Here is a 1,375-nt window from a genome sequence, read left to right on the forward strand (position 1 = left end):
CTGGACCTGGCCGCCGAGCTGTCGGGCCTCACGCCCGAGGAAATCGACGAGCTGGAGGCTGCCGACGCCATGGAGGTCGTCACCGAGCTCGGCCCTTTCTTGGTGAAAGACGATGGGACGAAGCAGTCGCCCTCATCGCCTACACCTTCCACTTCCCCCCAGATTCCATCTGGGACATGACCACGACGGATCTCGACTTCTGGTGCGGTAAGGCCGAGGAGATCCACGAGGAGCTTGGCAAGCCAAAGGGGTAAATCGGCATGGCAGATACCAACAAGGCCGAGATCGTCATCACCGCGCTGGATCGTGCGAGCGCCACGCTCCAGCGCATCGGTGAGAAGTTCGACAGCGTCACCAAGCCGGTCGGCCGCGTGCAGGAGGCGGTCGGCCGGTTCACCGACGCCACTGGCTTCAGCAAGATGGGCAGCGCCGTCAGCGGCCTGACCGAAAAGCTCAAGGGCCTAGCCACCGTCTCGGTCGGGCTGGGTGTGGGCTACAGCGTGGCGCTGGGCGGCATCGTGGCGACGGCCAAGGCGGCAGCAGACGCCGTCGACCAGGTGGGCGACCTGTCCTCGCGCTATGGTGTGGCCAGCCAGGATGTCCAGGTGTTCGGCGGCTTCGTCTCCGAGGCCGGCGGCAACATGGATGACGCGGCCAAGGCGCTGGGCAAGCTCAACAAGAACATGAGCCTGGCCAGGGCCGGCAGCAAGGAAATGCAGGGGGCGTTCGCGTCCGCCGGCATCACCATGGCTGACATCCGATCGAAGACACCCGCCGAGGTCCTGTTCAAGATGGCGGAGGCGGCGAAGGCCTCCGAGAAGGAGGGGGCGAAGCTGGCCACGCTGGAAGCGGTCATGGGCAAGAGCGGCTCCATCATGCTCGACGCGCTCAACAAGGGCGGCGACGAACTGAAGGATCGCTACAAGCAGATGACGGCCGACGGCGCGCTTTTCACGGAAGAGCAGATCAGCCAGGCGGACGCCTTCGACAAGTCGTGGCAGCGCATGTCGCGCACGGTCGAGGGCGTGCGCAATGCGCTGGGGCTGAAGCTGGCCAACGCCATGCAGCCCCTCGTCGATCGCATGCAGGCCTGGGTGGTGGCCAACCGGGCCATGCTGGAGTCCAAGGTCGACAAGTTTGCCGAAGCGCTGCCCGGCGTGCTGTCGGACGTGGTCGATGTCTTCGAAGGCCTGTGGAATGTCGCCGTCAAGCTCGGCGCGGCGTTCAAGGCGCTCAAGACGGCAATCGGGCCCACCAATGCGGTGCTTGCGGTCATGGCGCCCATCCTGGCGCCGGTGGCGCTGGCGGTGGGGCAGGTGGTGTTCGCCTTCGGCCGCTTCGCCTGGATCATGGGCAACGGCCTCTTCATCATGCT

At 65.7% G+C, this 1,375-nt stretch carries 2 protein-coding genes; both read left to right on the top strand.

Going from position 1 to position 1,375, the window contains the following annotated elements; genetic code table 11:
• The coding region (locus AC3WON_RS30375; protein ID WP_492353403.1) for a hypothetical protein at positions 1 to 180 on the top strand (180 nt) is incomplete at its 5' end.
• A gap of 80 nt (positions 181 to 260) precedes the next feature.
• Positions 261 to 1,375 (top strand): hypothetical protein (locus tag AC3WON_RS30380; RefSeq protein ID WP_492353404.1); only part of this gene is annotated, 1,115 nt, incomplete at its 3' end.

The organism is Cupriavidus sp. FW305-46 (assembly GCF_058787075.1).